This window comes from Dyella sp. AD56 (assembly GCF_002878475.1).
GTDB lineage: Bacteria > Pseudomonadota > Gammaproteobacteria > Xanthomonadales > Rhodanobacteraceae > Dyella.
Map to the genome: position 1 here is coordinate 1 of NZ_NRDP01000017.1, position 19,770 is coordinate 19,770.

Consider the following 19,770-nt stretch of genomic DNA (forward strand, 5'->3'; position numbering starts at 1 on the left):
CATTCAGCAGGTTAAGCCGCCGCCGACTCCGCCGCCGCCGGCACCGCCGCCGAGCGTTGAAGAGCATTCGGCTAACGCGGTTGCAGCAGCACCGCCGGCACCGCCTGCTCCTCCGGCACCGCCTGCGGATATCACCGCAAGTCAGGACATCAGCTATAACAGCCGTATTCAGCCCAAGTATCCGCCGCAGGCTATTCGCCAGCGTCACGAGGGCACGGTCACGCTGATGATCTTGGTGGGGGTGGATGGTTCGCCGAAGGACATCAAGGTGGAAGCGTCCAGCGGTTATCGCGAGCTGGATCAGGCCGCGATTGAAACGGCACGCAAGTGGCGCTTCAATCCGAACATAAGGAACGGGCAAAAGACGGAAGGCTATGTCCGCGTCCCGATCAACTTCAATCTCAATCAGCTGTAACTTCGGTTACGGTTAATCAGTTCACGCTTGACTTTCCAAGGGTAGCGTTATGTTCCTGCAAACTTCTCCGGCCCCCGCGGGCGGTACCACCAACGCCGAAGCCATGAAGTCGATGGGCTTCGACCACCTTATCCACAACTTCGATTTCCTTGGCTGGATCGTGTTCGTGGTGCTGGTGGTGATGTCCTTCTCCTCCTGGTACTTCATCATCGCCAATGCCATCCGCAACGCCATGGTTCGTGGCCGCGCAGACAAGGTCATCAACGGCTTCTGGGCCAATGGTTCGACCCAGGATGCTATCCGCGAACTCGAAGCTCAGCCCAAGGGCGAACCGTTCTCGAAGATCGCTCTCGACGCTGCTTCGGCCGTCGCTCACCATCAGCAGGCTTCGGCCGGCGGTGGTCGCCTCGCCGAGTCGCTGAGCCGCTCCGAGTTCATCGATCGCGCCCTGCGCCAGGCAGTTGCTCGTGAGAGCCTCCGTCTGGAAGGCGGCCTGACCCTGCTCGCCACGGTCGGTTCGTCGGCACCGTTCATCGGTCTGCTCGGTACCGTGTGGGGCATCTACCACGCCCTGATCTCGATCTCGGCCTCCGGTAACGCTTCGATGGAAGCTGTGGCTGGTCCGGTGGGTGAAGCTCTGATCATGACCGCCTTCGGTCTGTTCACCGCCATCCCGGCCGTGCTTGCGTACAACTTCTTCAACCGCTCTAACCGTCTGACCTACGCTCAGTTCGACGAGTTTGCGCACGACCTGCACGACTTCTTCGCCACCGGCGCTCGCGTCGAAGGCAAGTGAGGATCTGACCCATGGCAATGAGTACCGGAGGCAATGCCGGCGGTCCGATGTCGGAGATCAACGTTACGCCGCTCGTCGACGTGATGTTGGTGCTGCTGATCATCTTCATGATCACGGCGCCGCTGATGTCCCATCGAATCACGGTGGAACTGCCGACCGCTAATCCGAAGGTTTCGGATACGGAGCAGGTTACGCCGATGGACTTGGCCGTGAAGCCGGATGGCACGTATTACCTCGATGACATTGAAGTCAGCGAGGGCGAGCTGAAGGCAAAGTTCGCGGTTGCGGCGCAGCAGTCGCCGCAGCCCGAACTACAGATCCGTGCGGACAAGACCACGGAATACAAGATCGTGAAGAAGGTCCTCGCCGACGCCAAGGACGCTGGCATGGTGCATGTCGGCTTCATGACGACAGGCAAGGAGTAACAAGCCATGGCATTCAGTTCTGGAAGTGGCAAGGGTCCCATGGCCGACATCAACGTCACGCCGCTCGTCGACGTGATGCTGGTGCTCCTGATCATCTTCATGATCACGGCTCCGATGCTGACTCATAAGGTGAAGATCGATCTTCCGCAGCCGAACCCGAACGTGGTTCAGCCGGAAAATCCGCCGGAACCCGTCCGCCTCAAGATCGACCAGTCCGGCGCGCTGTACTGGAACGATACCCCGGTGGACGAGCTTGGCCTGAAGGCACAGCTCGCGGTGATCGGTGGTCTGGGCGATCCGGCCAAGCAGCCGGAAGTGCAGATCAATGCCGATGACGGCGTCGCTTACGAGCACGTCGCCCGCGTGTTGGCCGACGCCAAGAGCTACGGCCTCACGAAGATCGGTTTCACTGAAGGTCAGTAATTCCGAAAGGAATTCAGCAACACTACCCTTAGAACCCCCGCCTCAAGCGGGGGTTCTTTTTTGGGCTGGAAAAAAGTAAGCGGCTTCGCCCATCGTTTGCGTAAAGACGTATAGACGTCCAAACAATCCAGACGATCCCCGAGCACCTGAGCGCCGGACTTGCCAGCGCTTGCACGAAAGGATTACAGGACCAGGCGCGCACAGATTGCATCGATTGCGAACCTGCTCGCGACGAGCACCCTATTAGCGCAGGATCTGCAGGTACTTCCGCACCGTGGTTGTCAGGCCTTCGTAAAGCGCCTCACCTACCAACGCGTGCCCGATCGACACTTCGGCAAGCCCAGGGATGGCTGCCTTGAACGTGCCCAGGTTGGCTTGGCTCAAGTCATGTCCGGCGTTGACTGCCAGGCCCGCTTGTTGCGCGCGGCGTGCGGTTTCAGCACACCGATCGAGCTCCTCCTGTACATGCCCTTCTTCGAAGGCCTCGGCATAGGGACCGGTGTAGATCTCGATTCGCTGGACACCAATGGCCAAGGCCGCGTCGAAGCCGGTAGCTCCTGAATCCACGAAAAGGCTCACGCGGCAACCGATGTCGCGTAGCGCAGCGACCAGGGGCTTCAGTGTGTCGATGTCTCGGGTCAGATCAAAACCGTGATCGGAGGTGATCTGGCCGTCGCCGTCGGGCACCAGCGTCACCTGCGTCGGGCGCACTTCGCGCGCCAGCTCGATGAGGCCGGGATAACTCCCGCGCGCCGGTGCAAAGGGGTTGCCTTCGATGTTGTACTCGACCCGACCGCGTGTAATCGCCGCGAGCGCGCGTACATCGTCAGGACGGATGTGACGCTGATCGGGACGCGGATGCACAGTGATACCACCGCAACCCGCATCAATGCAGGTGTGGGCCGCACGAAGCACATCGGGCTCGATGCCGCCGCGCGAATTGCGCAGCACGGCAATTTTGTTGACGTTGACGCTGAGCAGGGTCATAGAGTGTTCAATACTCGCGGACTAAGACGTAGCAAGACGCCACTCGCGGCGGCGGGTTGGACACATTGCGCCGATCAATCGGTGCCGGCAAGTGTCCACTGTCGGATTCGACGGGGCGTTCCGCGCCAGGCCAGGCTGCCGACGTGCGCGTCGTCGAGGATCAGGCGATGCAATTGCCACTGGTTGGCTTCGTCGCCATCCAGTCGATGAAGCACTGGCAAGTCGCCGTATGCAGCAATGCTCAGGCGGTGCAATCCAAACGCGAGTCCGCGACCCAATGCCTTGAGCACCGCTTCCTTGGCCGTCCAAAGTTCCAGAAAGGCGCGATCGCGTTGTCCGGCTGGCAAGGCTTCCAGGGCAGCTGTCTCGTCCGGGCTGAAATAGCGCTGAGCGATGGGAACGGCCTTGGGGTGGGCGCGCATACGTTCGAGGTCCACGCCGGGCAGCACGCCGCGTGCGATGGCAATCAACGCCTGGTCATGGCTATGCGACCAGTTGAAGGAAAGAGTGTCGCGCTGGCTTCCTGTCAACGCCGGGCGGCCATGCTCCGAGGTTTCCAAAGCAATGTCGGCTGGCGACACGCCCAAATAGGCGCCGAGCATGGCCAACAAGGGCTTGCGGCCCTCGTGGTGGTCGTACGCAAGGCGCCAGACGTGGATCTCTTCATCCCCCAGCTCCGCCGCCAACTGGGCCGGGGACTGGCCATCGGTCGTGATCATCCGCGCATGTTGCCGTCCAAGAGGCGATACTTACAAGCACGGCAGGCGCAGAGGAAAGGCGCACCGGCCGGTTGTACCCACCGAAGGGAAGCGCTCATGTCGGAGAACACCGCTTGATTGCCGGATGGCTACTGCTACTGGCTTCCCTGCTGTACGTCGGACTGCTGTTCGTCGTGGCTTACGTGGGCGATCGTCGCCCGCTCTACCCGCGCCAGCCGCGCCTTCGCCCGCTCGTCTATAGCCTTGCACTCGCGGTGTACTGCTCGTCGTGGACCTTCTATGGCGCGGTGGGCACAGCGGCGCGCGACGGTCTGGCCTACCTGCCGATCTATCTCGGGCCAATCCTGCTGTTCGTATTCGGTTTCGGCCTGCTGCGCCGGCTCGTGTTGCTGGCGCGCCAGCGCAACATCACCTCGATCGCGGACTTCATCGGCGCACGTTTCGGCAAGTCGCACGGACTCGCCGCGCTGGTGGCAGTCATCGCCGTCATTGCCGTCGTGCCGTATCTGGCACTGCAGTTCAAAGCCGTCGCGATGTCTTATGCCGTGCTTGGTAGCGCGGTTCCGCCGGGCACTTCGCAGTTCAGTGACAGCGCACTCTGGTGCGCGATCCTGCTGGCCACCTTCGCGATCCTCTTCGGCACGCGCACCATCGATGCCACCGAACACCATCACGGCATGATGCTCGCCATTGCGGTCGAATCACTGATCAAGCTAGTGGTGTTCATTGCCCTGGCGGGTTATGCACTCTGGCGTGGTCCTGGGCTCGCAGCCACCATGCAACTTCCGGCGCAGCAGTTGGCTGAGGGCGTATCGCCGGGTTTTCTCGCACAGACGCTGCTCGCTTTTTGCGCGATGTTTTGCCTGCCGCGGCAGTTCCAGATCGGCGTGGTGGAATGCGAAGACCCGCACGACGTTTCGCGCGCGCGCTGGATGTTCCCAGCCTACATGGTGATCATCAGCTTAGCGGTGCTGCCCATCGTGGCGGCCGGGCTGCATCTGCCCCAACTGCAGCAGGGCAATAAGGATGCCTGGGTACTCACGCTCCCCATGGCCTACGGTGACCGTGGCATGGCGCTGCTCGCCTTTATCGGTGGCTTCTCTGCGGCGACGGGTATGGTGATCGTGGCGTGCGTGGCGTTGTCCACGATGATCAGCAACGACATCGTCATGCCCATGCTGTTGCGCATTCACGCGTTGAAGTTGGAGCAGCGCGCCGATCTATCGCAGCTGGTGCTGCTTGTGCGTCGTATCGCGATCATTGCGCTTGCCGCGATGGCCTACGTCTACTACCGCGTGGTGGCCGACACGACCAATCTCGCGGCAACCGGACTGCTCGCGTTCGCCGCGGTCGCTCAGTTCGCGCCGGGCATGATCGCGGCACTCTACTGGGGCGGTGCGAGCCGCAAAGGCGTGGCCACGGGGTTGGCGATGGGCTTCCTGGTGTGGGCGTATACCTTGCTGCTTCCCGCCATGAACCGTTCTGCCAGTTGGTTGGATACGGGCCCGATGAATCTCAGCTGGTTGCAGCCGCAAGCGCTGTTTCATTTGAGTGGCTGGGATCCGGTCATGCACGGCACGTTCTGGTCGCTGCTGGTGAACGTGGCCTGCCTCATCTTCGTCTCGTTGCGCTTCCGACCGAACCTGGAGGAACGCCTGCACGCTGCGATGTTCCTCGATCCCTACGCCATCGACAGCCGTGGCGCCGGCGACTGGCGTGGCCGCGTCGCCGTCGCTGATCTACGCACCATTGCCGAGCGCATCGTGGGTGAGCGCACCAGCCAGCGCGCGTTTGAGGAATACGCCGAACGGCGCGGCAAAGCGCTGCAATCGGGCGAGGCCGCGGATCGCGCTTTGATTCAGTACACCGAACGCCTGCTGGCATCGGCGGTAGGCGCGGCCAGCGCGCGCCGCATCCTGATGGGTGCCTTGTCGGGTTCCGGCCTGGACATTGCCGAGGCCATGGCACTGATGGACGAAGCATCGCAAGAATTGCGCTTCAACCGTGAATTGCTTTCGACGACGCTGGAGAACGTGTCGCAAGGCATCAGCGTGATCGATGCGACTATGCGACTGGTGGCGTGGAACCGTCGTTACCTCGAATTATTCGACTATCCCGATGGCATGGTTTACGTCGGCGTACCAGTGGCGGATCTGATTCGCTGGAACGCGGACCACGGCGAATGCGGCCCAGGTGAAGTGGAGGCGCACGTGGCCAAGCGCATCGCGCACATGCATGCCGGTTCGCCGCACGTATTCCAACGTATTCGCCCGGACGGTTCGGTGATTGAGATGCGTGGCCGCGCGCTCCCCGGTGGTGGCTACGTCACCACCTACACCGACGTCACTGCATACAAAAACGCCGAACAGGCTTTGATCGAAGCGAACGAAAACCTGGAACAACGCGTCGACCAACGCACCGCTGAATTGAGCGAGGCGCTTAACTCCGCTGCGCACGCGCGCCGCGAAGCGGAAATGGCCAACGCTTCAAAGACGCGATTCCTCGCTGCCGCCAGCCACGACTTGTTGCAGCCCTTGAATGCAGCGCGCCTATTCACGGCGGCATTGCGTCAACACCCGGGACTCGACGGTGAGGCAAGCCTGCTCGCTGAGCGCATCGACGCATCATTTCGCGCGGCGGAAGATCTGCTCGATGCCTTGCTTGATACCTCGCGCCTCGATGCGGGCAGCTACCGCGCCGATGTGAGCAATGTGGCGCTGTCCGATCTGTTCGAGTCGCTCAAGGCGCAGTTCGCCGTGCTGGCTCAGCAGCGCGGACTGCGTCTGCGCGTAGTGCCGACGAAACTCGCAGTGCGCAGCGATCCGCAGTTGCTGCGTCGCATCCTGCAGAATTTCATCTCCAACGCATTGCGCTACACCCGCGAGGGAAACATTCTGGTTGGCGCGCGACGCATGGGTGACGAGGTGCGCCTTGAGGTCTGGGACACGGGCCCAGGTATCGCGGAGGAACAGCGCGCGCGCATCTTCGGTGAATTCCAACGGCTGGATCGACCTTCCCCGTGGGGTGAGAAGGGGCTCGGCCTGGGCCTTTCCATCTGCGAACGCATTGCCGGCATTCTCCATCACAAGCTCGAGCTGGAGTCACGGGAAGGCAAGGGTAGTTGCTTCGCGGTGCGCGTGCCGCGTGCGGAAAATGCGATCCCTCGGCGCCGTACCAACGTGCACCCGGTGTCTAACGAACAGTTGCCACTCACCGTGCTTTGCCTGGATAACGATCCAGCCATTCTGGACGGCATGCGCGCGCTGTTGCAGCGCTGGGGTGTGGACTGCCGCACGGCGCTCGACGTAGCGCAGGCCGAACAGGAGCTTCGTCGCGGCGGCATCGATTTGATCCTCGCCGACTACCACTTGACCGATGACCTGGACGGCCTGCAGGCGCTGGAAGAACTCCGTGATGTGATTGGCGACTTGCCACCGATAGCGATGATCACCGCGGATGGCAGCAGCGAACTCAAGCAGCGCGCGCGGTCGCTGGGTTACCCCATCCTGCACAAACCGGTCAGGCCGGCAGCACTTCGCGCGTTGCTGAGCGCGCTGGTCAGACGTCAGACGACGGCATAGGAGCCCATGCGGGTTTTGCCAGAAGGCAACGCGGTGGCTTCATCTTCATCACTCATCATCATCCGGTAACGACGGCATCGCTTCCTGATCGATCGCCAGATGGCTGGCGGCTATCGCCACCTGTGTGCGGTTGTTCACGCCGAGCTTGCGCATAATCGCCGTCATGTGCGCTTTCACGGTGGCCTCGGAAACGCCAAGGTCGTACGCAATCTGCTTGTTGAGCAGACCTTCGGCGATCATGGTGAGTACGCGGAACTGCTGCGGTGTCAGCGTGGCGATGCGGTCGGCCACGGCTGCTTCGTCAGGCTTCAGCTCCATGCCGCCGCCGACTAGCTGGTGCGGCAGCCATACGTCGCCGTCCAGCACTTTGCGGATCGCGGTGATGATGTCTTCACCCGGCGTCGATTTGGGAATGTAGGCGGAAGCGCCGTGCGCGAGTGCGCGACGCGCGACCTGTACGTCCTCGTGTCCGGACACGACGATGGTCGGCAGGCCGGGAAACTGTCCGCGAATGTGCGCAAGCGCAGAGTAGCCGCGGGCACCCGGCATGTGCAGGTCGAGCAACAACAGCTCGGCATCGGGGTATTGCTCGATCAAGCTGAGCAGGGAATAGACGCTGTCGGCGCTGTACACGTTGGCGTCGGGAATGGCAGCGACCACGGCGCGTTGCAATGCATCGCGGAACAGCGGGTGATCGTCAGCGATCAGTACGTCAGGCATGGTCTTTCAGCTTTTCTATAGGAGCGCACGTTGTGCGCGACTGGCATGTACCTAAGGGGATACCGCGGAGCGATGACGCCGTAACGACCGCGTCGCGAAGCTCCCATCCGGGGGATGACACTGCCCGCTCCGCGGTCGCACATAGGTGCGCTCCTAGCTTCCTTTACATCGTCACTTGATGAGGCGTTCTTCCACCAGGTTCTTCACCACACCCGGATCGGCCAGCGTGGAGATGTCACCGAGCTGATCAGGCTGGTTCTCGCCGATCTTGCGCAGAATGCGGCGCATGATCTTGCCCGAGCGCGTCTTCGGCAGGCCCGGTGCCCATTGCAGGAAATCCGGCGTGGCGATGGGGCCGATTTCCTTGCGCACCCAGGCGACGAGCTCCTTGCGCAGTTCGTCGTTGCCTTGCTCACCGGCCACCAGTGTGACGAAGGCATAGATGCCCTGTCCCTTGATGTCGTGCGGTGCGCCGACCACGGCGGCTTCCGCCACCTTGGGGTGCGCCACCAGTGCACTTTCCACTTCAGCGGTGCCGATGCGGTGGCCGCTGACATTGATCACGTCGTCGACGCGGCCGGTGATCCAGTAGTAGCCGTCGTCATCGCGGCGCACGCCGTCGCCGGTGAAATAGTTGCCTGGATACGCGCTGAAATACGTGTCGATGAAGCGCTGGTGGTCGCCGTACACCGTGCGCATCTGGCCCGGCCAGGAATCGGTGATGACCAGATTGCCTTCGGTGGCGCCTTCAAGCACCGCGCCGCCAGCGTCCACGATGGCCGGCTTAATACCGAAGAACGGCAGCGTGGCCGAACCCGGCTTAGCGTCGATGGCACCCGCCAGCGGCGTGATCAGGATGCCGCCGGTTTCGGTCTGCCACCAGGTGTCCACGATCGGGCAGCGCTCGTCGCCCACCACGCGGTAGTACCACTCCCAGGCTTCCGGATTGATCGGTTCACCCACAGAGCCCAGCAGGCGCAGCGAGGCGCGCGATGCCTTCTTCACCGGGCCTTCGCCTTCGCGCATCAGTGCGCGGATGGCGGTCGGCGCGGTGTAGAACAGCGTGACCTTGTGCTTGTCCACCACGTTCCAGAAACGGCTGGTATCGGGATAGTTGGGCACACCATCGAACATCACCGTGGTGGCGCCGTTGGCGAGCGGGCCGTACACCACGTAGCTATGGCCCGTGACCCAGCCCACGTCTGCGGTGCACCAGTAGACATCGTCTTCGCGCAGGTCAAACACGAACTCATGCGTGTATCCGGCGTAGACCAAGTAGCCGCCCGATGTGTGCAGTACGCCCTTGGGTTTGCCGGTGGAGCCGGAGGTGTAAAGGATGAACAGCGGGTGTTCTGCTTCCACCGACACCGGCGGACAGTCGGCAGATTGGCCTTCCATCAGTGTGTGGTAGTAGCGGTCGCGCGGCGACTGCATCGGCACGGCGCTGCCGGTACGGCGCACCACGATCACGGTTTCCACGCTGTTGGTGCCCGGGCGCTCGAGCGCGGCATCCACGTTGGTCTTCAACGGGATCTTCTTGCCGCCACGCACACCCTCGTCGGCGGTGACCACGACCTTGCAGGTCGAGTCGGCGATGCGGCCGGCCAGCGAATCAGGCGAGAAGCCACCGAACACCACCGAGTGGACGGCGCCCAGACGCGCGCAGGCCAGCATAGCCACGGCGGCTTCCGGGATCATCGGCATATAGATGGCCACACGGTCGCCCTTGACCACGCCAAGGTGCTTGAGCGTGTTGGCGAACTTGCACACCTCGGCGTGCAGTTCCTTATAGGTGATATGGCGCGACTCGTTCGGGTCGTCGCCCTCGAAGATGATGGCCGTCTTGTCGCCGCGCTCGGCGAGATGGCGGTCCAGGCAGTTGGCCGAGACGTTCAGCTCGCCATCCTCGTACCAACGGATATGCAGGTTCTTCGGGTCGTAGGAGACGTTCTTGATCTTGCTGGGCGCCTTGGTCCACTGCAGGCGCTGGCCGATCTTGCCCCAAAAGCCCTCCGGGTCTTGCACCGACTCGGCGTAGAGCCGCTCGTAATCGTCCTTGCGGACCCGGGCCTTGGCGGCGAAATCGGGCTTGACGGGGTAGAGCTTGGACATCGTGGGGCTCCTGCGGCCGGCCAAGCCGGCCTCCTCATGTGTTGAATGTCGCCGCTTGCCACGGCAGTAAGCCCTCCGAGTGTAGCGGCTGGCCGGTGATCGGTACGTTTCCGCGTTAGCACAGCCGCTTTCGACTTTGGTCGAGGTTCGACCAATGGTGAATAGGCGTCCGCAATGCAGCATGGACATGCTCGGGGGGTCATCGACCTGGGGAGGCTTGTTATGACACTGCCTACGACCGCACGTCGCCATGGCTTGCTGGCGCTCAGCATCGCTTGCGCGCTGAGCCTGCCGCTGGGAGCCCATGCGCAGAGCACAACAACCAAGAGCAGCAAGAGCACCACCCACGAGCAGCAGCTCGAACAGCGAGTCAACCAGTTGGAGCAGGAACTGGCCGAACTGAAGGCCATGATCCAGGAGCAGAAGGCAGCCACCACGCAGGCCGCGCAGACTGCCCAGCAGGCCCAGGCCACGGCGGTGCAGGCGCAGTCCACTGCGCAGGCCACGTCGACCAAGGTAGAAGCGACACCGCCGCCGCAGTTCAGCACCGCGCCCGGCCTCAAGGTGGCGCTGCATGGCTTCATCAGCGCGACGGCCTTTGGCCAGGACCGGACCTTCTCCAACTACGGCAATGGTCAGAACGCCGAGATCCCGGCCCCACCGACCGCAGCCAACAAAGCCAATGGCTATGACGGCTCGCTCAGCGGCTTCGACATCCGCAATACCCGCTTCTGGCTCGACATCACCGGCGCCAAGCTCACCGAAAACTGGACCGGTGGCGGTCGTATCGAGATGGACTTCTTCGGCGGCAACAACGGCACCGGCGCCTATGCGCAACAGCAGCCGATCCCGCGCTTGCGCCAGGCCTACATGGACATCACCAATCCCGATTGGGGTAGCACCATCCGCATCGGTCAGCAGTGGGAGTTGATGTTCCCGCTGGAGAACACGGCCACCTCGCTCACGCACATTGCATTCCCGCTGGGCTACGGCACCGGTTTCGTCGGCTGGCGCTATCCCGGTGTGGTGTGGATGCAGGATCTGAACCACGGTTCGGACGGCATCAAGTGGCGCCTTGATCTGGGCGTGTTCGAAGGTAACTGGAATGGTCCAGCCAACGAGGCGGGCACCAGCACCGTCAACTACCTCACGGCGGGCAACGCGAATTTCCGCCCGCAAGTGGAAGCACGCCTGCATGCGCAAGGCAGCGACTGGCTGGCGTATTTCACGGCGCACTATTCGGAGGTCAAGCTCAACGGCGTGGGCGACATCAATCCCAAGCCGCTGCGTGACACCCTCAACAGCATTGGCTACGAATTGGGTGCACAGTGGAAGCCGGGCGTATGGACCCTCAAGGGTTTGATCTACAGCGGCAGGGCACTGGGCGAGTTGTTCGGCTCGATGTCGCAGTTCGGCAACATCAACGAATCGGGCGGCTACGTGCAGGCGGGTTACAACTTCACGCCGAAGTGGAGCGTCAACGCGTTCTACGGCATGGTGCGCCCGAACAACGACCAGGTGATCCACTGGACTACCACCAGCGCTACCGCCGGTACCGCGCTGTTGCGCAGCAACCAGTCGGCGTTGAGCCTGCAGTACGCCTCGGGCAACTACGAGCTGGGCGTGGAGTGGATGTACGACAAGCTGCGTTATCAAGTCGGTGCTGACGGTCCGCGCCAGAACACCAACGGTAACCAGGTCAGCCTGAGCGGCCTATACAAGTTCTAAACACCCCCAACGAGACGACGCGGAGGGGCGTCGTCTCGGTCATAACCGGGCGGGGCGATAGGAGGTGCCCGAACCGGAAAAGAAGTGGAACGCGCAAGGCGGCCGAAGCCGCTTCAGCGATCTGCACCCTGAAGTACGCATCCATTGATCCAATTGAGCGTCACAACTGAGGGTTACATCATGGCTACGACCGCCGTCGATATGCGGGGGCCGCTCGACACCGGCCACCGCCGCGTCATCCTGGCTTCCAGCCTGGGCACCGTGTTCGAGTGGTACGACTTCTATCTCTACGGTTCGCTCGCCGCGCTGATTGGCAAGCACTTCTTCACCGGACTCAACGAAACCAGCCAGTTCATCTTCGCGCTGCTCGCCTTCGCTGCTGGCTTTGCAGTGCGTCCGTTCGGTGCCATCGTGTTTGGCCGGCTGGGCGACATGATTGGCCGCAAGCACACCTTCCTCATCACCATCATCATCATGGGCTTGTCGACGTTCTTCGTCGGCGTGCTGCCTGGTTATGCACAGATCGGCGTCGCCGCCCCCACCTTGCTGATCGCATTGCGCTTGCTGCAGGGCCTTGCGCTGGGTGGCGAATACGGTGGTGCTGCCACCTATGTCGCTGAGCATGCGCCCAACGGCAAACGCGGCTTGTACACCAGCTTCATCCAGATCACCGCCACCTTCGGCCTGTTCCTATCGCTGCTTGTCATTCTCGGCACACGCTTGGGATTGGGCGACACCAAGTTCGACGACTGGGGCTGGCGCATTCCGTTCCTGGTGTCCTCCTTGCTGCTGGCGGTGTCGGTGTACATCCGCATGCAGTTGCAGGAATCGCCGGTGTTCAAGCAGATGAAGGCCGAGGGCAAGCAGTCCAAGGCGCCGCTTACCGAGGCATTCGGCCACTGGAAGAACCTCAAGCTGGTGATCCTCGCGCTGCTCGGCGCAACAGCCGGTCAAGCGGTGGTGTGGTACACGGGCCAGTTCTACGCGCTGTACTTCCTTACCCAAAGCCTGAAGATCGACGGCACCACTGCGAACTTGTTGATCGCCGCGGCACTCGCCATCGGTACACCGTTCTTTGTGCTGTTCGGTTGGCTGTCGGACCGTATTGGCCGCAAGACCATCGTGCTTGCCGGCTGTCTGATAGCTGCACTCACCTACTTCCCGATCTTCAAGGGACTTACGCACTTCGGCAATCCGGCCATCGAAATTGCTGCGGCGACATCGCCGGTGAAAGTGGTGGCCGATCCAAAGGCATGCAGCTTCCAGTTCGATCCGGTGGGCAAGACCAAGTTCACCAGTTCGTGCGACGTGGCCAAGAGTGCATTGGCGAAGAAGGGCATTCCGTACTCCAACATCACCGCTGAGCCGGGCAGCGTGGCCGAGGTGAAGATCGGTGATCGCACCATCACATCGTTCGAAGGCGCTTCGCTCGACAGCAAGGCGTTTGCAGATCAGGGCAAGGCATTCGGTACGCAACTAGGCGCCGCACTGAAAGCGGCCGGCTATCCGGAAAAAGCCGATCCCGCGCAGAGCAACTACGTGATGCTGATCGTCTTGCTGGCGATCCTGGTGATCTACGTGACCATGGTGTACGGGCCCATTGCGGCATGGCTGGTGGAGATGTTCCCCACACGCATCCGCTATACCTCGATGAGCTTGCCGTATCACATCGGTAACGGCTGGTTCGGTGGCTTCGTGCCCACCATCGGCTTCATGCTGGTGGCGTGGAAGGGCGATATCTACTACGGCCTGTGGTATCCGATCATCGTGGCCATCGCCACGTTCTTCATCGGCTTGCTGTTCCTGCGTGAGACCAAGGACGTCGATATCCGCTACTGATGTTCGGCAATGCAAGGAGAAGGCGCGACGGGCAACCGCCGCGCCTTTTCAATACACGCGATTCACACACTGCGTATCACGCCAACGATTGCCAACAGCACCACCGCGCCGATCAGCGCATGCAGAATGCTGTTCACGAACGGGCCGGCCACAGCGAAATGCACGCCCAGTCGGGGCAGCAGCCATCCGGCAAAGAATGCGCCGATGATGCCGACCACGATGTTGCCGATCAGTCCGAAGCCGAAGCCCCGCACGATCAGGCCGGCAACCCAGCCGGCAATGGCGCCGATCAACAGGAAAACCAACAAGCCTTCGGTGGTCATCGCATGCTCCCGGTGAGTCGATCCACAAAGTATCCACAGGCTTACGAAGTATCCACAGGCAGGGTGAGCGCCAGCGCAACGCAGGTTGGCGCCTTCAGCGCCGAGTTGGCGATGTGTGCGAAACGTGCACGCGAACCCCATCACGGGTGACAGACCCGAGCCGCTCTACTATGGAGCCGGCCATGGCGAAACACGGCGCCAGGAGGGAGCCGCATGCCCGATGTCCAACGCGCAAAGGGAACGCGACGCCCCAGCATCCGCCATCGCTGGCGACGCATGCTGGGCTGGACTGCGCTGGTGCTCGATCACCTCAAGCCCGTGCGCGTATCGCTGCTGGTGCTGGCGGTGGTGGCCGTTGTCGCCATTGCGGTGGATCAGGCGGCAGAACTCTTCCTCATCGCCTTATGGACGGATCCCAATCGGGCGCGCTATCTCGCGTTGCTGGCGACAAGCGCACTGACCGGCCTCTCGATATGGCATGCCGCACGCAACGCATACCGTCTTCGCTATCCACGCTGGCCATCGTTGCAGGATGAGCGCGCTGCCGTCTTGCGCGACTGGTTACCGCGCCTGCTCGGCGCGTCGGTGCCCTTGCTGGTCTGCTTGGGCTACGTGCTCGCGTTGACCAAGCTGCCGCATGGCCCATGTGGCATCACTGACCAGTGCATGCAACGCAGTTGGAGGGCGCTTGGGCTGTTGGCGGAGTCGGCAGCACTCGTCGTGTTCTTCATCATGCGGCGCCGTGTGTGGCATGTGCTATCGCGTCGCGTCGCGGGGATAAGCGAGCCCTGCCTGCGACCGAGAGAAGAAAAACGCGTATGGCGCGTGCGCGATCTCGGTCAAAGGGCCATGGCGACTTATGCGATCGTGATAACGCTCAACGTGCTCGCCACGGTGCTGATCGCCCTCAAGCCGGAACTGCTGGATGGCATCGGCCCGCTGGCGATCCTGCTCATTGCCGAGGCCTTCCTTTGTTACAACGGGGGCTTACTGTGCATGGCCGGCGACCGGCGTGGATTGCCGCTGCTCACCATTCTGCTGCTGGTCAGTGCATCGCTGCACGCGTTACACCTCAACGATAACCACAAGGTGCGCCAATACCCTGCGATGAGCACGCACGTGCATCCGGAACGGCAACCGGCAGATACACGCCCGACCTTCGACGTCTATGTGGATACCTGGCTCACGGACCGTTGCGCGGAACGGAGTCCTTGCCCGGTGATCCTGGTGGCATCGGAAGGTGGCGGCATTCGCGGTGCAGCGTGGACGAGTGAAGTGCTCAGCCGGCTCACCGCCGTCACCCAACAGGGGCAGCCTGTGGAGGGTGAACCTTTGTTCGCTCGTCACCTGCTGGCGACCAGTGGTGTTTCGGGTGGTGGCTTGGGGCTGGCGGTCTATACCGCGTCGCTGGCGTCACCGCAGCCTGTGGATATCTCGACGCTGGAACCACGATCGCGGCGCATGTTGAGCCACGACTTTCTCGCGCCCACCCTGGCCAATGCCTTCTTCGTGGATTTCACCCAGCGCTGGCTGCCCGGTGCCTGGATGGACGACCGCTCCCGCGCGTTGACCCGCGCGTGGGAGGCTGCCGCCAACCAAGAAGGAATGCCTGCATTTGCGCAACCGTTCTCGGCGCTTTACAAGCAAGCTGGTACATCGCCCACGCTTCCGGCGTTGTTCCTCAACAGCACGACGGTGGCCGAAGGCAAACGTTTCATCCAACACCCGTTCCAGCCGCTGGCAACGCCACAACGTCAGCCCTGGACAGCCGGGCTCGACGGCTCGAGTTGGCTTGATCCCCGCGTGCCCCTCAGTGAGGTAGTGCTCAACAGCGCACGCTTCACCTACGTGAGCCCGGCCGGCACGTTGGAGGCCAATCTGGCCAATCCTCCCGTGCCGGATCGGCTGCAACTTGTGGATGGTGGTTACTTCGAGAATTCCGGCGCCACCACCTTGCTTGAGGTGATGCATTTGCTGCGCGGGAAGGCGAAAGCGCGTGGCATACCGCTGCGCTTCATCGTCATCCATATCAGCAACGATCCATTGATGACCGACTTCATCGATCAGCACGATGCGCACCATCCACTGCCGTTCTATTCCACCGCATGCCTGGCAGCACCCGGCCATATCCACGGCCATGTCAGCGGTGAGGCCACAGCGCCGCTCTACGCCTTGCTGGATACCCGCAGTGCACGGGGTGAATACGCACGCGTGCAATTGTTGAACGCGCTCCGGCCCGATGCTGCCCACCCTGAGAACGGGGACATCCTGTGGCACTTCCGGCTGTGTCCGGGGGACTACCCCATCCCTATGGGATGGACGATATCCGAGCCCGTGTTCAACGAGCTGAGCAGGCAATTGGGGCGCGATCCGCTGGAGGCCATGGGCGATGCGCTGAGAACCCAGCTGGTGCCGGCGAAATAAGGTCAGGCGTCCTGACTAAAGGCCGGGGCGAGGTGTCGCGCCACCTGAGACATCGCCAGCGCAAACTGCTGACATGGCTGAATCCTTTCTCCCCCTGCAAGCCCTCAAGGGCCGTGGCGCTGCCTCCAACCCGGAAGGCCGCTTCGAGTCCATCCGCCATCACGCGGAAGACGACGGCTGGCAAAGCCTTGTGCTCGACGAGCAGGCCCCACGCCCGCGGACCGAGGTGACGGAAGAGAAGGCACGCAGCGTCATCACCCGCAACGATTCGCCCGATATCCATTTCAACCAGGCGTTGAATCCGTATCGCGGCTGCGAGCACGGTTGCATCTACTGCTTCGCGCGGCCTTCGCACAGCTATCTCAATCTATCGCCCGGCCTCGACTTCGAAACCAAGCTTCGCGCGAAGAGCAATCTGGCCGAAGTGTTGCGCCATGAGCTGGCGCGTCCTTCCTACACCGTCAGCCCGATCAATATCGGCAGCAACACCGATCCCTACCAGCCGATCGAAAGCCGTTGGAAGCTCACGCGCGCCGCACTGGAAGTGCTCGCGGAGTGCAAACATCCATGCACCATCGTCACCAAGAACTCGATGGTCGAACGCGACCTGGACATCCTTGTGTCGATGGCGCGGGAAAACCTTGTGCAGGTGTTCGTGTCGGTGAACTCACTCGACAACCACCTGGCCGCAAAACTGGAACCACGCGCAAGCGCACCGCATCGACGCATCAAGGCGATTCGCACCTTGCGTGACGCCGGCGTACCGGTCGGCGTGCTTGTCGCGCCCATTATTCCCGCACTCAACGACGGCGACCTGGAAGCTGTACTGGAGCAGGCCGCCGATGCCGGTGCCACGTGCGCCGGCTTCACCACGTTGCGCCTCCCTTATGAGTTAAAGGCACTGTTCCGTGAGTGGCTGGCGCTACACGTGCCGCAACGCGCCGCCCATGTGATGAGCCTCGTGCAGCAGATGCACGGTGGCCGCGATTACGATAGCGGCTTCTCCACGCGCATGCGTGGGCATGGCGTGTTCGCGGAGCTCATCCGCCGCCGATTCGATGTGGCTTGCCGCAAGCATGGCTTGGGTCGTACGCGGGAGTTGTCGCTGGACACCACCAAGTTCACGCCGCCGCGCAAACCGTCGCCGCAAGGGCAATTGTTCTGAGGTGTCCTGCGATCAGGTGTTCATCACCTAAAGCACGCGATTCGTTATGGCGGGCAGTTTAAAAATGAACTGCCCACCCATGGTCACTTCGACGCAGGCAGGTACTTCTCGAACCACATCAGCGCGCGCTGCAACACATCGCGCTGATGGTCGGGATCGACGAAGTGATGGCCTTCGTTCGGATACACCACCAGCGACGTCGGCACGCCGAGCGCACGCAATGCATGCCAGTACTCGAATGATTGCGGCGCCGGACATTCCGCATCGCGATCACCCACCACGACCAGCGTGGGCGACTTGGTCTGTTTGATGAAGTTGATCGCCGAACTTTTGGCATAGGCCTGCGGGTCGTCGTATACCGACGTGCCAAAGAACGGAATCATCCACTGGTCGATCAGGTTTTGGCCGTAGTAGCTCTGCCAGTTGGCGATGCCTGCGCCTGCCACCACGGCGTGGAAGCGCTGCGTTTGCGTGGGAATGAACATGCTCATGAAGCCACCGTAGCTCCAACCGGTGAGCCCCAGGCGCTTGTCGTCTACCGGCAGTTTCTTCTCGATCGTGTCGATGCCAGTGAGGATGTCGCGCAGGTCGCCATGGCCGAAGTCCTTGCGGTTGGCTTGTACGTAGGCTTCACCTTGGCCAAAGCTGCCGCGCGGGTTGGGCATGAACACGAAGTAGCCCAGCGCCGAGAACGGTACGCCACCAAAGCCCACGCTGGGCCAGCGCGGAATCACGGCGCTCGACGGTCCGCCATGCACAGTGACGATCATCGGGTACGACTTCTTCGGGTCGTAGTCGGCGGGGTACAGCAGCCAACCCTGCACGTGGTGGCCTTCGTTGTCCCACTCCACCGATTCGGCCTTGCCCCAACGGGGCTTGAGCACGGTGTTGATGTGGCTGACTGCTGGCGGTGCATCGTTACTGAGCGCGCCGGCACGCACTTCCGGCGCCTCGGCATAGGAACTCTGCACGAAGGCCACCTTGGTGTGATCGGCCGACAGCGACAAAGCCATTTCCGCACTGCCGTCACCGATGCTGGTGGGCAGGGTAAACAGCGCGCGCGACTGTGTGGCCTTGCCGGCGTCCACATCGTACTGGGCGACCTGGCTCTGGCCGTTGGTGACTTGTGCCACCACCATCTGCTGTGAGCCAGTCCATGCGAACCAGGAAGGCGTCACGCGCGTACCCGGCGTGAGGTTAGTCGGTTCGCCGCCGGTGACCGAGACCGCATACAGATCACCGCCGGTTGCACCCTGATCACTCATCAAACCGCCGATGAAGGCGATGCGCTTACCGTCTGGCGACCAGCGAGGCAGAGCGATCTGCAAGCCATGCAACGAGCCTTTCACGGTAGAAGGATCGAGGATGGCTGAGCCCTTTGCACCGGACTCAGCGTTCTGCACGTAAAGTTTGGCCAGCCACCAGTTGTTGTCGCCCGGCGGTGGCGCACCGGTGTAGGCGATCAGCCGGCTGTCCGGTGACCAGGCAAACTCATAGGCGTAGACACTTTCCGGTGAGAGCAGCCGCACCGCTCCGCCTGTCGCGTCTACGGCCGCCACGCGTTGCACTTCCAGTCCGTCCACGCCGATCTCTCCTGACGCGGGCTTTGCCGCGTACACCGCGCTGGCGCGGCGCGTACCGTTGGGCACGTAGAGAAAGCCCAAGGACTTGCCGTCGGGCGACCAGCTGAGGTCCTGGGCGACGCCTGGCAGCGTGGCCATATGGTGCGGCGATTCCTTGGCCAGCGTGTCGACGATGAGCAGGTCCTTCTGCCGGCTGCTGCCGCTAACGCAGTTCGCCAGGAAGGCGAGATGATGCGAGTCCGGTGACCACGCGGGTTCGGTTTCGTTGCAGTCCCCGGTCTTGGTGCCCACGCGATGCGCGTCGCTGCCATCGGCCTTGGCGACTTCGATGTTGTCCTTGCCGTCGGTACGCACGACCCACGCGAGTTGAGTGCCGTCGGGTGACAGTTGTACGGCGCTGATGGCCCGGACCTTGCCCAGGTCGGTTAGCAGCGCGTCGATACGCGGATCGACGGCGGGTGCGGCATGCAGCGCAGGGACGAAGGCGATGGCCAGGAGTGGAAGCAGCAAACGGGCAGGGTGTTGCATGG

The 19,770-nt window shown here is 62.3% G+C and carries 15 protein-coding genes; 9 read left to right on the forward strand and 6 right to left on the reverse strand.

Annotated elements, in window-relative coordinates; genetic code table 11:
* The 4 genes from DyAD56_RS12690 to DyAD56_RS12705 all read left to right on the forward strand — a co-directional run.
* The coding region (locus DyAD56_RS12690) for an energy transducer TonB (protein ID WP_102303140.1) at nucleotides 1–415 on the forward strand (415 nt) is incomplete at its 5' end.
* Between the two features lie 49 nt (nucleotides 416–464).
* A complete protein-coding gene (locus tag DyAD56_RS12695) occupies nucleotides 465–1,211 on the forward strand; it encodes a MotA/TolQ/ExbB proton channel family protein (RefSeq protein WP_102303141.1) in 747 nt (248 codons plus the stop codon).
* An 11-nt stretch (nucleotides 1,212–1,222) separates the two neighbouring features.
* Entirely contained in the window at nucleotides 1,223–1,636 is a 414-nt protein-coding gene (locus tag DyAD56_RS12700) for a biopolymer transporter ExbD (RefSeq protein ID WP_102303142.1), read from the forward strand.
* A gap of 6 nt (nucleotides 1,637–1,642) precedes the next feature.
* Nucleotides 1,643–2,059 carry a biopolymer transporter ExbD gene (locus tag DyAD56_RS12705; RefSeq protein WP_038622740.1) on the forward strand — a complete coding sequence of 139 codons (417 nt, stop codon included), beginning with the start codon at nucleotides 1,643–1,645 and terminating at the stop codon, nucleotides 2,057–2,059.
* 243 nt (nucleotides 2,060–2,302) lie between these two features.
* Here DyAD56_RS12705 and DyAD56_RS12710 read toward each other — a convergent pair whose 3' ends face one another.
* Entirely contained in the window at nucleotides 2,303–3,046 is a 744-nt protein-coding gene (locus DyAD56_RS12710; RefSeq protein ID WP_102303143.1) for a pyridoxine 5'-phosphate synthase, read from the reverse strand.
* A gap of 74 nt (nucleotides 3,047–3,120) precedes the next feature.
* Nucleotides 3,121–3,765 (reverse strand): 4'-phosphopantetheinyl transferase superfamily protein, encoded by a 645-nt coding sequence (locus DyAD56_RS12715; protein WP_102303144.1) that lies wholly within the window; start codon nucleotides 3,763–3,765, stop codon nucleotides 3,121–3,123.
* Between the two features lie 113 nt (nucleotides 3,766–3,878).
* On the opposite strand from DyAD56_RS12715, the gene DyAD56_RS12720 reads away from it, so the two are divergent.
* Nucleotides 3,879–7,346, forward strand: a complete 3,468-nt coding sequence (locus DyAD56_RS12720) for a NahK/ErcS family hybrid sensor histidine kinase/response regulator (RefSeq protein WP_102303145.1) — start codon at nucleotides 3,879–3,881, stop codon at nucleotides 7,344–7,346.
* Between the two features lie 48 nt (nucleotides 7,347–7,394).
* Here the strand turns inward: DyAD56_RS12720 and DyAD56_RS12725 are convergent, their stop codons facing one another.
* Together DyAD56_RS12725 and acs are read right to left on the reverse strand one after the other, a co-directional pair.
* Nucleotides 7,395–8,066 (reverse strand): response regulator transcription factor, encoded by a 672-nt coding sequence (locus DyAD56_RS12725; RefSeq protein WP_102303146.1) that lies wholly within the window; start codon nucleotides 8,064–8,066, stop codon nucleotides 7,395–7,397.
* Nucleotides 8,067–8,237: 171 nt separating this feature from the next.
* The gene (acs, locus tag DyAD56_RS12730) at nucleotides 8,238–10,178 is read right to left on the reverse strand and encodes an acetate--CoA ligase (RefSeq protein WP_102303147.1); all 1,941 of its coding nucleotides are present in this window, start codon (nucleotides 10,176–10,178) and stop codon (nucleotides 8,238–8,240) included.
* Nucleotides 10,179–10,400: 222 nt separating this feature from the next.
* On the opposite strand from acs, the gene DyAD56_RS12735 reads away from it, so the two are divergent.
* Both DyAD56_RS12735 and DyAD56_RS12740 read left to right on the forward strand, forming a co-directional pair.
* Nucleotides 10,401–11,906, forward strand: a complete 1,506-nt coding sequence (locus tag DyAD56_RS12735) for a hypothetical protein (RefSeq protein ID WP_102303148.1) — start codon at nucleotides 10,401–10,403, stop codon at nucleotides 11,904–11,906.
* A 180-nt stretch (nucleotides 11,907–12,086) separates the two neighbouring features.
* Nucleotides 12,087–13,745 carry an MFS transporter gene (locus DyAD56_RS12740; RefSeq protein WP_102303149.1) on the forward strand — a complete coding sequence of 553 codons (1,659 nt, stop codon included), beginning with the start codon at nucleotides 12,087–12,089 and terminating at the stop codon, nucleotides 13,743–13,745.
* Nucleotides 13,746–13,807: 62 nt separating this feature from the next.
* Here the strand turns inward: DyAD56_RS12740 and DyAD56_RS12745 are convergent, their stop codons facing one another.
* Nucleotides 13,808–14,068 carry a GlsB/YeaQ/YmgE family stress response membrane protein gene (locus DyAD56_RS12745; RefSeq protein WP_102303150.1) on the reverse strand — a complete coding sequence of 87 codons (261 nt, stop codon included), beginning with the start codon at nucleotides 14,066–14,068 and terminating at the stop codon, nucleotides 13,808–13,810.
* Nucleotides 14,069–14,281: 213 nt separating this feature from the next.
* On the opposite strand from DyAD56_RS12745, the gene DyAD56_RS12750 reads away from it, so the two are divergent.
* Nucleotides 14,282–16,492: a hypothetical protein gene (locus tag DyAD56_RS12750; protein ID WP_102303151.1), complete on the forward strand. Its 2,211-nt coding sequence runs from the start codon at nucleotides 14,282–14,284 to the stop codon at nucleotides 16,490–16,492.
* A gap of 73 nt (nucleotides 16,493–16,565) precedes the next feature.
* Nucleotides 16,566–17,657, forward strand: coding sequence for a PA0069 family radical SAM protein (locus tag DyAD56_RS12755; RefSeq protein WP_102303152.1), 1,092 nt, complete (start codon nucleotides 16,566–16,568; stop codon nucleotides 17,655–17,657).
* 83 nt (nucleotides 17,658–17,740) lie between these two features.
* Here the strand turns inward: DyAD56_RS12755 and DyAD56_RS12760 are convergent, their stop codons facing one another.
* Nucleotides 17,741–19,768, reverse strand: coding sequence for a S9 family peptidase (locus tag DyAD56_RS12760; RefSeq protein WP_102303153.1), 2,028 nt, complete (start codon nucleotides 19,766–19,768; stop codon nucleotides 17,741–17,743).
* Between the last annotated feature and the right edge of the window lie 2 nt (nucleotides 19,769–19,770).